The following is a 14,002-nucleotide window of genomic DNA, read 5'->3' on the forward strand; positions in this document are numbered from 1 at the left end:
GGTTAGGGGGCGATGGTGGGGAGGCGGAGGGTAAAGGTGGAGCCGGCGTCGAGGGTGCTGGTGACGGCGGTGGTGCCTTGGTGGGCTTCGATGAGGGAGCGGACGATGGGGAGGCCTAGGCCGCTGCCGCCGGTGTGGCGGTTGCGGGACTGTTCGGCGCGCCAGAAGCGGTCGAAGACCTTGGGGAGGTCTTCGGGGGCGATGCCGGCGCCGGTGTCGATGACGTCGATGACGACCTCGGGGCCTTCGCGGCGGGCTTTGAGGGTGACTGTGCCGCCGGCTGGGGTGAAGCGGAGGGCGTTGGCGACCAGGTTGCCGATGGCTTGCCGGAGGCGGACTGGGTCGGCGTCCAGCTCGATGTCGCCGTCGGTTGCCGAGGACAACGTGATCTCGGCGTGTTCGGCCTGGCTGAGGTAGGTGGCGACGACCTGGTCGAGGAGGAGACCGAGGTAGACGCGTTCGGGGTGGATGCGGAGGTTGCCGGCATCGGCGGTGGCGAGATCGCGGAGGTCGTCGATGATGTGCTGGAGTAGAGCGGCCTCTTCGCTCAGCGATGCGATGAACGCTTCGTCGGGTTGGGCGACACCGTCCTCGACGGCTTCGAGCCAGCCGCGGATGTTGCTCAGCGGGGTGCGCAGCTCGTGCGCGATGTCGCTGACCATTGCCCTGCGCAACGATTCGGTTGTGGCCCGGCTGTCGGCGAGCTCGTTGAAGGCAAGCGACAGCTGGCCGATCTCGTCCTGGCCGCGAACCTTGACCCGGATCTTCTCGTCGCCACCGCTCATCTGCCGGGACGCTTTCGTCAGTGCGCGCAACGGTTGCACCAGCCGGATCCCGCCGAGCACTGTGATCAGCACGGTGATCCCGAGGATCGCTGCCGCGACTCCCGCGATCCGCTTCTGATTTGCCGCCGACAGGTCGAAACCCGCCGACGCGCTACTCCCCGGTGCGCTCACAAACAGCAGTGCCAGAGGAGCGACGTACGGCGTGAGCATTGTTCGGCGTGCTGACAGTAGGCAGTTCTCGACGGCATCGGGCGTGGGGAGTGGTGGCACGACCTTCGGGGCACCGGCGGGTCGGACGGGCGACAGTTGCCCGCTCGGGATGGTCCAGGACAGGTCGGCCTGGAGTTTGATCAGGGCGACCGACCCGCGCGCGGTCAGGCAGGTGTTGACGTCCTTCTGCAGCCGCTCGTAGTACTTGAGCTGCGGCGCCTCGATGACGTTCAGGTTCGACGCGAGGCACCGGTCCAGGAAGTACGGCGCTGCGCCCTCGATCCGCGGTCGGCCGGTCGGATCGACGACGATCTTGCCCAGACCGGTGTCGTCCTGGATGCACTTGAGAACGCGCTTCGCCAGCATGTTGTACCGCGACTTCTGCTCCCGAGTCAGCGCAAAAGGACCGACCACGTGCGGGTCGATCTGGTCGCCGCCCGCCTCCGCAGCGGTCAGCGCGGAGTCGACTTGGAGTGGATAGATGGCAGCGGATTGCTTCCGGCTCGGCGGCACTGGCTTGCCGGCGATCGGGGTGCGGTCGCGTTTGCTGAGACTGATCTGCCGATTGGTGCTCTTGCTGAGCTCGTCGAGCAGGGGGTCGACTCCGTCCCAGCTGCGGTGCGTGGCGGCGTACTCGAGCAGGGTGTTGTAGATCTTTGCGTCGTCGGCCAAGGCCTGGCCTTGCTGCTCCTGGATGGCGACCGTCGTGCTGCGGGCCGCCAGCCAGGCCGTCGCGGCGATCGAGCAGAGCGCGATCAGGACGGCACCTCCCAGCAGCCGGACCAGAAGGCTTCGTCGCGCAGCCATGTCAGCCGTCGGTCAGCTTGTAGCCGACCCCGTAGACGGTCAGCAGCCGGACCGGCCGGCGCGGGTCCGGCTCGATCTTCTTCCGCAGGTTCAGTACATGGGTGTCGATCGTCCGCGTGGTGATGTACTGGTCGATCCCGTGCATGTTTTCCAACAACTGAGCCCGCGTGAAGACCCGATGCGGGCGCGCGGCCATGGTCGAGATCAGGCGGAACTCTCCCGGCGTACAGGAGATATGGGTGCCGTCGGCAAACAGTTCGTGGCGATCGAGATCAACCGCCACCTCACCGACCCGCAGAAGCGTGCTGGGCTCCGCGGTCACAGGCACCCTGGTACGGCGAAGGAGTGTGCGAACCCGGGCTGCCAGCTCCCGCGGGCTGAACGGTTTGGTCATGTAGTCGTCCGCGCCGAGGTCGAGCCCGAGCAGCATGTCGTCCTCCTCGGTACGCGCGGTCAGCATCAGCACCGGGATGTCGGACTCGCGCCGCAGGATCCGGCACACGTCGAGCCCGTCGACCCCGGGCAGCATCACGTCGAGGATGAGCAGATCGGGCTGCCGCCGCCGCACCTCTTCCAGTGCGGACCGGCCGTCGTGCACGACGATCACGGTGTGGTTCTCCCGCTCGAGATAACGCCGGACGAGCTCGGCCTGCTTCTCGTCGTCCTCGGCCAGCACGACCTGCGCACACATGACTTCGACTATAGGACGCCCTGCGCCGAAGATGGGTGATGTCGAGCGCACCAGGACACCTTCCTGACAATTGGCCGAGCCTGACAATTGGCCGAGTCTGATCATGGCGGTTAGTCGGAGGCCAGGGCTTCCGTTGGGGTGAGCAACGATGCGCGGACCGCGGGATAGACCCCGGCCAGTACGCCGACCGAGATCGACGCGGCGAGCCCGGTGAGCAGCGCAGAGGCCGGAATGACCACCGGCCAGTCCTGCGAATCGGCGTACCCGATCACGCCGACCACCCCGAGCGCCGTGCCCATCAGGCCACCGATCGCGCACAATACGACGGACTCGGTCAGGAACTGGCCGCGGATCTGTCTTCGGTTGGCGCCGAGCGCGCGCCGCAGACCGATCTCGCGGCGGCGTTCCAGGACTGAAATCACCATCGTGTTTGCGACCCCGATTCCGCCGACCAGCAGCGCGACCCCAGCCAGGCCGAGGAACAGTGTCGAGAAGGCGTTCTGGGTGATGCGCTTCGCCGCGAGCACCTCCGACGGCCGGCTGATCTGAACCAGACCAGGCTGTTCCGGACTCAGCGTCCGGCCCAGTACGGCGCGGACGTCCTCGACCGCGGTGTCGGTGGATCGGACGTAGACCACGGATGGCCGCCCGTCGAAACCGAGGTTGGTCTTGGCCGCATCCCAGCCGATCAGCACGGACTGCTCGACATCCGGCGCGAGCGGCGAGTTGGCGAGCACACCGATCACCGTGAACCACGTGTCGTTGAGCAGGATCCGGGGGAGTGGTTGCCCCGCGGGAAGACTCGTGATCCCCAACCAGGTCGCGGCTTTCGCGCCGAGCACGACCGTGGGGAACTTGTCGGTCGCCGGGGACAGAAACTTCCCGGAGTGCATCGTCGTGCTGAGCAGATTGAGTAAGTTTGGTGTCCCAGCCAGCACGGTGATCCCGCTGCTGTTGCTGGTGGCATCGATCTTGTCCGAGCGCCGCACACTCGCGTGGACGTTGGCCACGCCACTCACGTCCTGCACTGGCCCGATTCGCTCAGCCATGCCCACCGCCTCGACCGGCAGCCCAGGTGGCTTACCAGACTTGTCCGTTTCATCCGGTACGGCGGCCGCCCGGAGTAGGTCCGGTCCGAGCGTCGACAACTCGTCGAGCACTGCCTGCTGGCTGGAGGCCGGAATCCCGGTCACGACGATCATCGTGGCGATCCCGATGGAGATCCCGAGGGCGGACAGGGCGGCCCGCAGCGGTCGAGTGCGGACGCGGGTGAGCCCTAAGAGCAGCAGATCGGAGAGCGCCAGCCGGACCGGTTGGGTCAACTTGGTCATGCTTTCACCAGCTGTCCGTCGCGCATCTCCAGTTGGCGGGGGAGCTGGGCGGCGATATCGCGGTCGTGAGTGATGACGGCGATCGTCGTACCGGCGGCGTGGAGTTGGGTCAGCAGGTCGAGGACGGCGAGACCGTTGGCGGTGTCGAGGGCGCCGGTTGGCTCATCGGCCAGGACTACTGACGGGCTGTTGACCAGAGCCCGCGCGATGGCGACTCGTTGGCGCTCACCACCAGAGAGCTGGTGCGGATGGTGGTTCGCTCGGTGTGACAGGCCAACCTTGGCGAGTGCTTCCAACGCAAGCGGCTTCCGGGCGCGTCTCGGCGTCCCGGCATACAGGAGCCCGGTCGCCACGTTTTCGGTGGCGGTGTGGCCGTCGGACAGGTGGAACTGCTGGAAGACGAAGCCGATCGAGCGGCCGCGCAATGCGGACAGCTCGCGATCGGACAGGCTCACGACGTCATGGCCGCTGATGGCGACGGTGCCTGAGGTAGGCCGGTCGAGAGTGCCCATCAGGTTGAGCAGGGTGGATTTGCCGGAGCCGGACGGGCCGACGATGGCGACCAGCTCGCCTTGCTCGATCTGGAGGGAGACGTCGTCCAGCGCCCGGACGCCACCGGGATACTCCTTCACTGCGTTGGTGAGCTCGACGACGGCGGTCACGACGTGGTCACCACCTTCTGGCCTTCTGCCAGGCCGTTCCCGGTGATCTCGACGTTGCCGTCGGCAAACATTCCGGTCTGCACGCCGACCAGCGAGGTCGTCGTACCGTTCACCACCTGGACCGCGTACCCGCCTTCGCGCAGCGCGAGCAGCGCCGCAACCGGCACGACGAGGACGTCCTTCCGCGCGGGACCGGGAACGGTGACCTGCACCGGGCCGGTGTCGACACCCTTGCTCGCAGCCTGTTGATCGAGGGAGATCGTCGCGATCAACTGCGGCTTCTTGTTCCCGTCCGCCGGGCTGTCGCCGTCGGGTGGCGGGGTGGCGTCGGTGCTGACACTGCGGATCGTGCCGGTGCTGTTCTTGCCGTTCGGCAGGGCCAGCTTGACCTTCACGCCAGCCTTGATCCCGGCAGCATCGTCGGCGTCGAAGGGCAGTGTGACGATCTGGTCGGTCGCCGTGACGCCCAGGAGATCGGCCGCGGCCGGGTCGCCGAGGACAGCCTTGATCGAGTCGACCCGTACGGCGCTCGGCAGCACGACGACCGTGGTCGGGTCGATGACCCCGGTCGCTTCCTGGTCCAGCGACTTCTGCCACTCCTTGATCGCCTTGGTGGTTGCGGTGGTGAGCTTGTCGCTGGTGGTCTTCGGCAAGAATCCGAGGGCGGTCAGGTTCTCTTTGACCACTCGGATATCAGGTCCTTCGAGGGGTTTCCCGTTCGCCGGCGGGTTGCTCGGCGGCGGGCTCGCAGGCGGGTTTGCGGGTGGTGGCGTTGCCGCCTTGCCGATGGCGCGAAACAGCGGGGTCGAGCCGTAGAACAGGGTGACCGGCTTGTTGTCCACCCGGAACAACACGTCCCCGCGGTCCATCGCTGTGTTTGCCTTAGGTAACCAGGTGATCGTGCCGGTGGCATGACTTTTGATGGTCGAACTGCCGCCGTACCCGAGCTGGCCGGTCACCTCCCGGGCCTGGGACAGATCAGTCCGAGTGATCTCGACTGTCTGCGCCGGATCGGGTCCGTTCGCGGCAACCGCCTTCTCCGGCCGGTCGAAGTACCGGAAGCCTGCCAGACCGCCGCCGGCCACCACGGCCAAGGCCACGACAGCCGTGATTGCACGTCGCCGAGAGCTCACTTGCCGGCCACCTCGCGCTGGCACTCCGGCATCAGGTCCATCCCCTTCGTGATGGACGCCATGTCGTTGTTCTTGCCGCCGAGCGCCGGGCCGACGACGCCGGACGACCTGTCGGTCGACAGCTCGACGTACTTGACGCCCTTGTTCTTGAGGCACTGCACGACCTTGCGGCCGAAGTCGAGCGCATCCGGGTTCTTCGCGTCGATCTCCCAGGCCGGCAGCGGCAGCTTCGGTTCGCAGACCTTGCCGGCGGTCTTCGCCTTCGTCGGGTCGGTCGTCGGTCCGGAACCCAGCACGCCCGCCTCCTTGCGCTCCGCGAGGGCGTCGATCCCGTTGTCCTTCAGGCATTGCAGGTACGGCTGGATCAGCCGCCTGCGGTCCGCATCGGTCATGTCGATGCGCTCCCGGGGCCGACCGGCGTCCGGGTCCTTCGGGGTCGCCTTGGTGGTACTGGTCTTGCCCGGCGTCGGGGAGTCCAGCGTGGCGATGTCCGGCGCCTTGCCGCCGTGCGCCTGAGTGTCCGCCGGTGAAGCCGAACAGCCCCCGGCCAATACCGCCACGAGCGCGATCGGTGCCCACTGCAACAGTCTTCTGGTCGTCATATCTGCCACGATGCCGACCCAATGTCAGGGACTTGTCCGCGCGTGGTGCCGATCCCGTCCGGGCTACTTCGCTTCCACGCTCGCGAGCTTGACCAGCTCGTCCGCTGCGGTCTGGAAGGCGGTCTCGTCGACGTGGAACTGGGTCTGGAGGTAGGCCGCGGTGAGCTGCGCGATCGTGGCGACTCGCTGCGGATCCTCATCGGTGGTCTCAGCGGCGTCGTACCCCTGGATGCCACCGAGGAGGTGCTCGGCGCCGAAGACCGTCAGCAGGCTCTTGGGTGCCGGGGCGAGGTGGTAAGGGTCGGCGTGCCACTCCGGGCCGAGGTCGGTGAAGTGCTGGGAGTCGTCCTTGTCGCCGATGACGACCAGTGCTGGGGTGGTCATCGTGCTGAAGTCGATCGTGCGCGCGAAATCGATGGCGTCGGCCATTGGGCCGTTCAGTACGTCGCCTCGGCCGGGTGCGGCGAGGACGATGCCCTGCTTGATGCGCGGCTCGCGCAGATCCGCGATCTCGCCGGTCTCCGGGTCGACGATCTGCGCGCCGAGCAGCTGGGTAGTCGTGAATCCACCGAGCGAATGGCCGGCGACGGCAACGTGCTCACGGTTGACCCGACCGGCAAGCCCCGGCACGGCGTTCTCGATCGCGTCGAACTGGTCGAGGATCTGTGACATGTCCTCGGCGCGCGACCGCCAGAAGTACGGCGCTCCAGGCGCATCGGCGACCAGGCTGGTCAGCGTGCGCGAACTGAGGTGCGTCGGCTGGACGACGACGAAGCCGCGCGCCGCCCAGTCGTTGGCCAGCGGGGCATAGCCGTTCAGCGAGGAGAGGTTGTTCGCGAAACCGTGGCCGTGCGACAGCAGGATGATCGGCAGATCGGTACCGGTGGTCGGCGCGGAGACGCGAACCTGCAGGTCGACAGGGCGTCCGGGGACGGTGAGGATCACTGGGCTATAGGAGATGACGGGCATGATTCTTCCCTTCGGTGCATTACAGTGAGAAGCGGGACGTTGTTCCACTTACGATACGGAACGTTGTGCCGGTTATCAAGTGGGACAGTGTGCCGTTTATTCGATGGAAGGGAGTTGGGCTCGGTGGAGGCTGTTCGGGGCAAGCGGTCCGATGCGATGCGGAACGAGCAGAAGCTGCTGGCCGCCGCGGCCGAGATGTTCCTGGAGGCGGGTGTCGATGCGCCGATCCGGGAGATCGCGGCGCGGGCAGGTGTCGGTACCGGCACGATCTATCGCAACTTCCCGACCCGGGCCGACCTGGTGATCGCCGTCTACAAGGTGCAGGTCGAGGCCTGCGCGGAGGCCGGTCCCAGTCTGCTCGCCGCCCGGGAGTCGGCATTTGAGGCTCTGGAGGAGTGGGTGGACCTCTTCGTCGACTTTCTGGTCACCAAGCACGGCCTGGCCCACGCAATGCAGTCCGACATGAGCGGTTTCGAAGCCCTGCATGCGTACTTCCTCGAACGCCTCGTCCCGGTCTGTGGCGACCTACTGACCGCCGCCACGAAGGCCGATGAGGTGGTGTCCGACATCAAGCCCCTCGAGCTGATGCGCGGCATTGGCAACCTCTGCATCACCCGCGAAGGTGACCCCACCTACAACCCCCGCCACCTGGTCGACCTTCTGCTTCGGGGGCTCCAAGCTCACTGAGGTGGGCGGAGGAGGTGCTCGCCGGCCAGGTGGACGGCCTCGGTCCGGGTGCGCCCGGGGTGGTCGAAGGCGATGAAGTGGCGACCGATGGCGAGGGTGAAGGCGAGGATGCTGCGGGCCTCGATCTCGTCCGGGTCGGTGAGGAATGCGCCGAACATCGTGCGCAGGAAGTCCATCCGCTCGGTGTCGATCCGGCGGAGCCGTTCGGCGACTGCCGGGTCGTGCCGGGCCCAGGCGCGGACGGCGAGATCGATCTGGTGGACGTCCTCGGAGAAGGTGAGTTGGCCGGCGCGCCGGATCCGCATGGCCGCGTCGCCGCCCTCGGCCTCGACGTTCAGGAGGACCTCCCGGGTGCAGCGGCGCTCCCACTCGTCGAGCATCTCGGAGAGCAGCGCGGCCCGGCCGTCGAAGAACCCGTAGAAGCCGCCCTTGGTGACGCCGAGCTCCGCGGCCAGCGCCTCGATCCGGACGGCGTCCGGCCCGCCCCGGGCCAGCGCGGTCAGGCCGGCTTCGATCCAGCGGGTTCGCGGGGTCCGGGCGACGGCGGGAATGGTTCCTCCTCCATTGATGGCGGCGGATTTGTACGTTACCGTACAGATCAAATATACGGCGCCGTATAAACGAGAGGTGGGACCGTGACGCGACTCGATGAGGCCGCTCATATCGAGCTGACCTGGCGGATTCACGAACTGACCCCGGACTTCACGGTCGAGGACGTGTGGTCGTTCCGTACGCCGGGAGCCGGGCCGGACGACTTCCCGGTCATGCTCGCCGCGATGCGGGCAGCCGGTGGGCTCGGCAACCAGTCGGGACCCTCGAACTTTCTGATGGCTTTCCGCTGGAAACTGGGCGCGCTGCTGGGCTGGGACAAGCCGTCGGACGGCCTGGGCGCCCGGGTCGCCTCGTTGCGTGATCGGTTGCCGAGCGATCTTCGCGCGGCGTCCACCGGTCCGGATGACGCTCGGATACCGCTCAAGCCGGTCTACGAACTGGAGCGGGAGGCGGTCCGCGAACTGGCGAACAAGACGGTGCATGGCGTCATGCACCTCGGATGGGTGCAGGGAAGCGAGGGTGACTACGAGCTGCGGATGGCCGTGCTGGTCAAGCCCAATGGGACGTTCGGGCGGTACTACATGGCGGCGATCGCGCCGTTCCGCTACCTGATCGTTTATCCGGCGATGACGCGCCGCTGGGAGCGGGCCTGGCTCGACCGTGAGCAGTTGCTCGCGCACTAAATCGTTTGCAAAGAAAGTTTTGCAAAGGTAACTTTGCATCATGGAAGCACGGGCACCTGCACTCGGTACGGCGGCTCTGCGTGCGCTCGCGCATCCGCTGCGCGTGCGGATTCTCGACGAGCTGTCGATGTACGGGCCGCTGACGGCCAGCGGGCTGGGGGAGCGGCTCGGCGAGTCGAGCGGCGCCACCAGCTACCACCTTCGGCAGTTGGAGAAGCACGGGCTGGTCGCCGAAGACGCCGGCCGCGGTACGGCGCGGGAGCGGTGGTGGATGCGGTCGCCGGGCTCGATCACGCTGCCGGATGCACATCAGCAGCCGGAGGGCAGCGCTGATCGGCTGGCGACCGAGCTGATCGACCAGGAGTGGATGCGTCGCCGCGACGACAGCGTGCGCGAGTTTCGCGAACGCGGTGAAGCGGTCTTCGACCGCGAGTGGCTGGATGTCGCGTCGTTCGACACAGTCAATGTCCGCCTGACTGCCGAGGAACTTCACGAACTCGTCGCCGAGATCGATGCCGTCATCGGCCGTCGGCTCGGGGGTGCGGCGACTGCGGGTGCACGACCGGTGCAGCTGCAACTCAACGCCTTCCCCTTGGTACGCGGCGAAACTGACAAGGAGTAATACCGATGGACCCCTTCACGATCGCCGTCCCCGACGACGAGCTCGACGAGCTGCGCGCACGCCTGCGCCGGACCAGGTTCGCCGTACCGACGGCGAAGGATTGGGGTGCCGGCACTGATCCGGACTATCTGCGTTCGCTGGTGTCCTACTGGGCGGACGAGTTCGATTGGCGGGCGGCTGAGGCGCGGTTGAACGCCTACCCGCAGTACGTCGTGGACGGCGTCCACTTCGTGCACATTCAGCGTGACTCGACCAGACCGCCGGTTCTGCTCACGCATGGTTGGCCGAGCACCTTCGCCGAGCTCCTGCCGCTGGCTGATCTGCTTGACGTCGACGTGGTCATCCCGTCGCTGCCTGGGTTCCTCTGGTCCGAGCCGATCGACGGACCGACGTCGAAGGTGGCGATCGCCGAGCGATTCCACCACCTGATGACGCAGACCCTCGGCTACGAGCGGTACTTCGCGTTCGGCGGCGACATCGGCGGCTCGGTCTGCGCGTGGCTCGCCACGATGCATCCGGAGCAGGTCGCCGGTATCCACGTCATCCATGGACCGTTCCCCGACGACTGGTCCGAACCGATCACTACGGTCGAACAGGTCTGGCTGGACTCGGACGACGAGCGCGGTGACGAAGACGGCGGGTACGGCGCCATCATCGGCACCCGGCCGGACACGGTCGCGGCAGCGTTGCTGGACTCACCGTCGGGGCTGGCTGCGTTCATCCTCGACAAGCTGCATGCGTGGAGTGACAACCACGGTGACCTGGAGTCGCGGTTCAGCCGCGATGACCTCTGCACGATTGTCACGCTCTACTGGGTGACCGCGTGCATCGGTACGTCGTTCCGCCCGTACTTCGACGGTTCGCACAACGGGGACCGGCCGGTGATCGCCGTACCGGTGGCGGTCACGCAGAGCCAGGAGTGGAACATGCCGCTGTTCCCGCGGTCGATCGCTGAGCGCGCGGCCAGTGACATCCGCCGGTACCTCGCGCCGGCCGGTGGTGGGCACTTCATGGCGTTCGAGGAGCCCAAACTGGTGGCGAGTGAGCTCACTGCCTTTATGACCGACATCGAATGATGTATCGCCTGCACCTGTAGACGGTGAGAATGGCGGTCGTGCCGCCCCTGTGGAGCTTCGGAGTGCTGGGCCCGCTTGAGGTACGTCGCGATGCGGTCGCGATCGCGGTCCCGGCGGCGAAGCACCGGATCGTGCTGGCGGCGCTGGCGCTCCGGGCTGGTCAGACGGTGCCGGTTGAGCGGCTGATCGAGATGCTGTGGGACCAGGAGCCGCCCAGCGGCGCTCGGGCGACCTGTCAGGCCTATGTGATGCGGCTGCGGCAGACGCTGGGTGACCCGGACCTGATCCGGACAGCGCCGGGCGGCTACTGGCTCGACGTACCGAAGGAGCAGGTCGACCTGTTCCGGTTCGCCGAGTTGGTCGTACAGGTGCGTGAGACGCCGACTGCGCAGGGCCAGTCGGCGCTACTGCACCAAGCGCTGGCGGAATGGCGTGGGCCGGTGCTGGCCGACGTACCGTCTGAGGCGCTGCAGCGGGACGAGGTGCCGGCGCTGGTTGAGCAGCGCATGCTCGCTCTGGAGCAGCGGATCGAAGTAGACCTGGAGCTGGGCGCGCATGACAGGCTTGTGGGTGAGCTCCGGGCGCTGACGGCTGAGCATCCGTTCCGGGAGCGGTTCTGGGCCAGTCTGATGCTGTCGCTGTACCGGGCAAGCCGGTCCGCTGACGCGCTGCAGGTGTACCGCGAGCTGGACGCCATGCTGACCGCATCCCTCGGGCTGGGGCCGGGCGAACCAGTCCGCCGTTTGCACGAAGCCATCCTGCGCAAGGACCCCGCACTCGACCTGGATACAGCTCCACGCCCCAGTACGACGTTGCCTCCCGACATCGGGGACTTCGTCGGCCGGACCGAGGAGATCGCGCTGGCGACCGAACTGCTGGTGGAGCAGCATCCGACTTCGGCGCCGATCCTCGTCCTGTCCGGACCGCCCGGAGTCGGCAAGTCGGCACTGGCTGTCCATCTCGCTCGCCAGTTGCTGCACGAGTTTCCTGATGGCGTACTGCACGTCAATCTGCACGGCTACTCGATCAGTCCGGCGATGACGCTGACCCAGGCCTACGGCTACCTGCTCCGGGCCCTCGGTATCGCGTCCGAACGCGTACCGCTCGACCCGGCCGACCAGGAACTGCTTTACCAATCCCTGCTGACAGACAAGCGCGTACTGCTCGTCCTGGACAATGCAGCCGACGCCGACCACGTACGACGTTTGCTGCCGGCAGAACCGCGGTGCGCGGTGCTGGTGACGAGCCGCAGCGACCTGCGCGGTCTGACTGCGTTGCAGGGCGCACGGCGGGTTCGTCTGGACGTGCTGTCGTCAGGGGAAGCACGTGCACTGGTCGCGGCCATAGCTGGTCAGGTGATTGACCCACTAGCCGGTGACGAGCTGGCGAGCCTGTGTGGTGGTCTACCGCTCGCACTGCGGATCGCGGCGGCCAATCTGTCGAGTCGGCCGCGACCTGACGTTGCTGAGTACGTGGCAGAGCTGCGTGCAGATGACCGGCTGGCGGCGTTGGCGGTGGACGGCGACGAGTCAGCCGCGGTCCTGAGCGCGTTCGCGCCGTCGTACCGGGCTCTTAAGCCGGATGCGGCGCGGCTGTTTCGGCTGCTCGGTCTGGTGCCGGGAGTTGACTTCACTGCGCCCGTCGCGGCCGCGCTGCTCGACGTACCGGTGGGGACGGCTGGGCGGTTGCTGGAGCAGTTGAGTGCGGCGAGTTTGGTGCAGCAGTACGAGCCGCGGCGGTACCAGTTCCACGACCTGCTTCGGCTCTACGCGGTGACCACTGCGCATGATGAGGACGACGAGGTCGCGCGGACCGCGGCACTCCGCCGGGTCTATGAGGTGCTGCTCCAGACTGCTGAGGCGGCTGCGGAGTTGTTGCATCCGACGCTGCAGCGGATGCCTCGACCGGCGTCCAAGCGTGAGTCTTCGTTGGCTGATGATCTGGAAGCCGCAGCCTGGTTCGACGCTGAGCACCCGAATCTGATCGCCGCTGTGGAGCAGGCCACGACGGTGGCACCGGAATACTCCTGGCACTTGGCGGATGCACTCCGGGGATACCTGTCCGCTCGCCGCCTGGACGCGGACCTGCTCAGTACGACGGACACCGCGCTAGCGGCCGCCGTACTGGCTGAGGCGGATGGGGTGCTGCCGTGGCTGCGCAACAACCGGGGCATGTTGTTCTGGAGCCGCGGTGACTACCCGAGAGCCGTAGAAGATCTCACCATGGCGCTTGCGGAGCACAGCGTTTCGGGGGACCGGATTGGTGCTGCGGTTGCGATCGGGAACCTTGGAGTCGTCCATCTGGAACTGGGCGATCTGGATGCGGCGGTTGCCTTCTCCAGTGAGGCTCTGGCGACGAGTCGGGAGCTGGGGGAGCAGCGCCTTGAGGCGGCGTCGCTGGTTGTGCTCGGGACGATTCACCTGGAGCGCGGTGAGCTGGACGACGCCACGGCTTGTCTGACTGAGGCCTTGACGCAGTGCGGGCAGTTCGGCCTCGCACATACCGGAGCTGTTGCTCGCAACATTCTTGGTGGGGTGTGCCTTCGCCAGGGCCGGATCGGTGCTGCCTTTGAGCACCACCGGGCCGCACTGGTTGAGCTGCGGCGACTGCGTGCCCGCCACGACGAGGCGGAGGTGCTGCAGAACCTTGGCGCCACCTACCGGGAGGCGGGTGACTACGGGCAGGCCGTTGCGCACTGCGAGCGCGCGCTGCGGCTGGCGGTCGAGACTGGCAACCTGCGCTACAAGGCGGATGCACTGAACACGCTCGCGTCGGTCGAGCACCTCACTGGCGATACGAGGTCCGCAGTGGCCAAGCACGCGTCAGCACTCGAGCTGAGCCGCAGTGCGGGCTACCGGCAGGGCGAGATCACCGCACTGATCGGTCTCGGAAGGACGCTGGCCCCGGCGGACGGCGTACTGCATCTGGAAGCCGCACTGGAGCTGGCGCGGTCGACGGGGTTCCGGCTGCGGGAGGCGCAGGCGCTGTCTGTTCTCGCTGAGGTGGAGCTGGCGCTGGGGCGGTTCGAGCCGGCGGCATGGCATGGGGCCGGCTCGCTGGAGATGGAACGCGCGATGGGACTGGCCCGTGGGGTCGCCTCGGGGGTGCCGCCGGGGGAGGCGTCAACGCCGCGTCAACCGGACGTCACCGTCGGCGCGCAGGATGGGGATGTTTCAGCCCGCTGACGACAGG

General features: G+C 67.2%; 13 protein-coding genes. 5 read left to right on the top strand and 8 right to left on the bottom strand.

Translation table 11 applies throughout. The annotated features are described in order from the left end of the window. Positions 1 to 2 precede the first annotated feature (2 nt). The 7 genes from E1263_RS00005 to E1263_RS00030 all read right to left on the bottom strand — a co-directional run bounded on the left by E1263_RS00005 (position 3) and on the right by E1263_RS00030 (position 7,190). On the bottom strand, positions 3 to 1,802 hold the full coding sequence (locus E1263_RS00005; RefSeq protein ID WP_132163920.1) for a sensor histidine kinase: 1,800 nt from the start codon (positions 1,800 to 1,802) through the stop codon (positions 3 to 5). A 1-nt stretch (position 1,803) separates the two neighbouring features. After that, positions 1,804 to 2,493 carry a response regulator transcription factor gene (locus E1263_RS00010; protein WP_132163921.1) on the bottom strand — a complete coding sequence of 230 codons (690 nt, stop codon included), beginning with the start codon at positions 2,491 to 2,493 and terminating at the stop codon, positions 1,804 to 1,806. 110 nt (positions 2,494 to 2,603) lie between these two features. Further along, positions 2,604 to 3,824, bottom strand: coding sequence for an ABC transporter permease (locus tag E1263_RS00015; RefSeq protein WP_132163922.1), 1,221 nt, complete (start codon positions 3,822 to 3,824; stop codon positions 2,604 to 2,606). Beyond that, positions 3,821 to 4,486, bottom strand: a complete 666-nt coding sequence (locus E1263_RS00020; RefSeq protein ID WP_132163923.1) for an ABC transporter ATP-binding protein — start codon at positions 4,484 to 4,486, stop codon at positions 3,821 to 3,823. The genes E1263_RS00015 and E1263_RS00020 overlap by 4 nt, the downstream gene beginning before the upstream one ends. Beyond that, a complete protein-coding gene (locus tag E1263_RS00025) occupies positions 4,483 to 5,619 on the bottom strand; it encodes a peptidoglycan-binding protein (RefSeq protein WP_165956398.1) in 1,137 nt (378 codons plus the stop codon). The genes E1263_RS00020 and E1263_RS00025 overlap by 4 nt, the downstream gene beginning before the upstream one ends. Next, positions 5,616 to 6,221, bottom strand: a complete 606-nt coding sequence (locus E1263_RS42510; protein ID WP_165956399.1) for a hypothetical protein — start codon at positions 6,219 to 6,221, stop codon at positions 5,616 to 5,618. The genes E1263_RS00025 and E1263_RS42510 overlap by 4 nt, the downstream gene beginning before the upstream one ends. A 63-nt stretch (positions 6,222 to 6,284) precedes the next feature. After that, positions 6,285 to 7,190 carry an alpha/beta hydrolase family protein gene (locus tag E1263_RS00030; protein WP_132163925.1) on the bottom strand — a complete coding sequence of 302 codons (906 nt, stop codon included), beginning with the start codon at positions 7,188 to 7,190 and terminating at the stop codon, positions 6,285 to 6,287. 123 nt (positions 7,191 to 7,313) lie between these two features. Here E1263_RS00030 and E1263_RS00035 point away from each other — a divergent pair, with 123 nt between their 5' ends. After that, complete coding sequence (locus E1263_RS00035; RefSeq protein ID WP_238161002.1) at positions 7,314 to 7,877, top strand: TetR/AcrR family transcriptional regulator; 564 nt, start codon at positions 7,314 to 7,316, stop codon at positions 7,875 to 7,877. On the opposite strand, the gene E1263_RS00040 is transcribed toward E1263_RS00035, so the two are convergent. Beyond that, complete coding sequence (locus E1263_RS00040) at positions 7,871 to 8,479, bottom strand: TetR/AcrR family transcriptional regulator (protein ID WP_238161003.1); 609 nt, start codon at positions 8,477 to 8,479, stop codon at positions 7,871 to 7,873. The two genes, E1263_RS00035 and E1263_RS00040, sit on opposite strands and share 7 nt — an antisense overlap. A gap of 33 nt (positions 8,480 to 8,512) precedes the next feature. Between E1263_RS00040 and E1263_RS00045 the strand changes: the two genes are divergently transcribed. From E1263_RS00045 to E1263_RS00060, 4 genes are read left to right on the top strand one after another with little or no spacing between them, the layout of a single operon-like run. Further along, positions 8,513 to 9,112 carry a DUF2867 domain-containing protein gene (locus E1263_RS00045; protein WP_132163928.1) on the top strand — a complete coding sequence of 200 codons (600 nt, stop codon included), beginning with the start codon at positions 8,513 to 8,515 and terminating at the stop codon, positions 9,110 to 9,112. A 40-nt stretch (positions 9,113 to 9,152) separates the two neighbouring features. Then, positions 9,153 to 9,734, top strand: a complete 582-nt coding sequence (locus E1263_RS00050) for a helix-turn-helix domain-containing protein (RefSeq protein ID WP_132163930.1) — start codon at positions 9,153 to 9,155, stop codon at positions 9,732 to 9,734. 5 nt (positions 9,735 to 9,739) lie between these two features. Next, entirely contained in the window at positions 9,740 to 10,810 is a 1,071-nt protein-coding gene (locus tag E1263_RS00055; protein WP_132163932.1) for an epoxide hydrolase family protein, read from the top strand. A 38-nt stretch (positions 10,811 to 10,848) separates the two neighbouring features. Next, on the top strand, positions 10,849 to 13,995 hold the full coding sequence (locus E1263_RS00060) for an AfsR/SARP family transcriptional regulator (RefSeq protein ID WP_165956400.1): 3,147 nt from the start codon (positions 10,849 to 10,851) through the stop codon (positions 13,993 to 13,995). Positions 13,996 to 14,002 lie beyond the last annotated feature (7 nt).

Source organism: Kribbella antibiotica, from assembly GCF_004349055.1.
Taxonomy (GTDB): Bacteria; Actinomycetota; Actinomycetes; order Propionibacteriales; family Kribbellaceae; genus Kribbella; species Kribbella antibiotica.

Coding starts and splice junctions, on each gene's coding strand:
- E1263_RS00015 (WP_132163922.1), bottom strand. CDS start 3,824: ATGACCAAGTTGACCCAACCGGTCCGGCTGGCGCTCTCCGATCTGCTG.
- E1263_RS00005 (WP_132163920.1), bottom strand. CDS start 1,802: ATGGCTGCGCGACGAAGCCTTCTGGTCCGGCTGCTGGGAGGTGCCGTC.
- E1263_RS00010 (WP_132163921.1), bottom strand. CDS start 2,493: ATGTGTGCGCAGGTCGTGCTGGCCGAGGACGACGAGAAGCAGGCCGAG.
- E1263_RS42510 (WP_165956399.1), bottom strand. CDS start 6,221: ATGACGACCAGAAGACTGTTGCAGTGGGCACCGATCGCGCTCGTGGCG.
- E1263_RS00030 (WP_132163925.1), bottom strand. CDS start 7,190: ATGCCCGTCATCTCCTATAGCCCAGTGATCCTCACCGTCCCCGGACGC.
- E1263_RS00055 (WP_132163932.1), top strand. CDS start 9,740: ATGGACCCCTTCACGATCGCCGTCCCCGACGACGAGCTCGACGAGCTG.
- E1263_RS00050 (WP_132163930.1), top strand. CDS start 9,153: ATGGAAGCACGGGCACCTGCACTCGGTACGGCGGCTCTGCGTGCGCTC.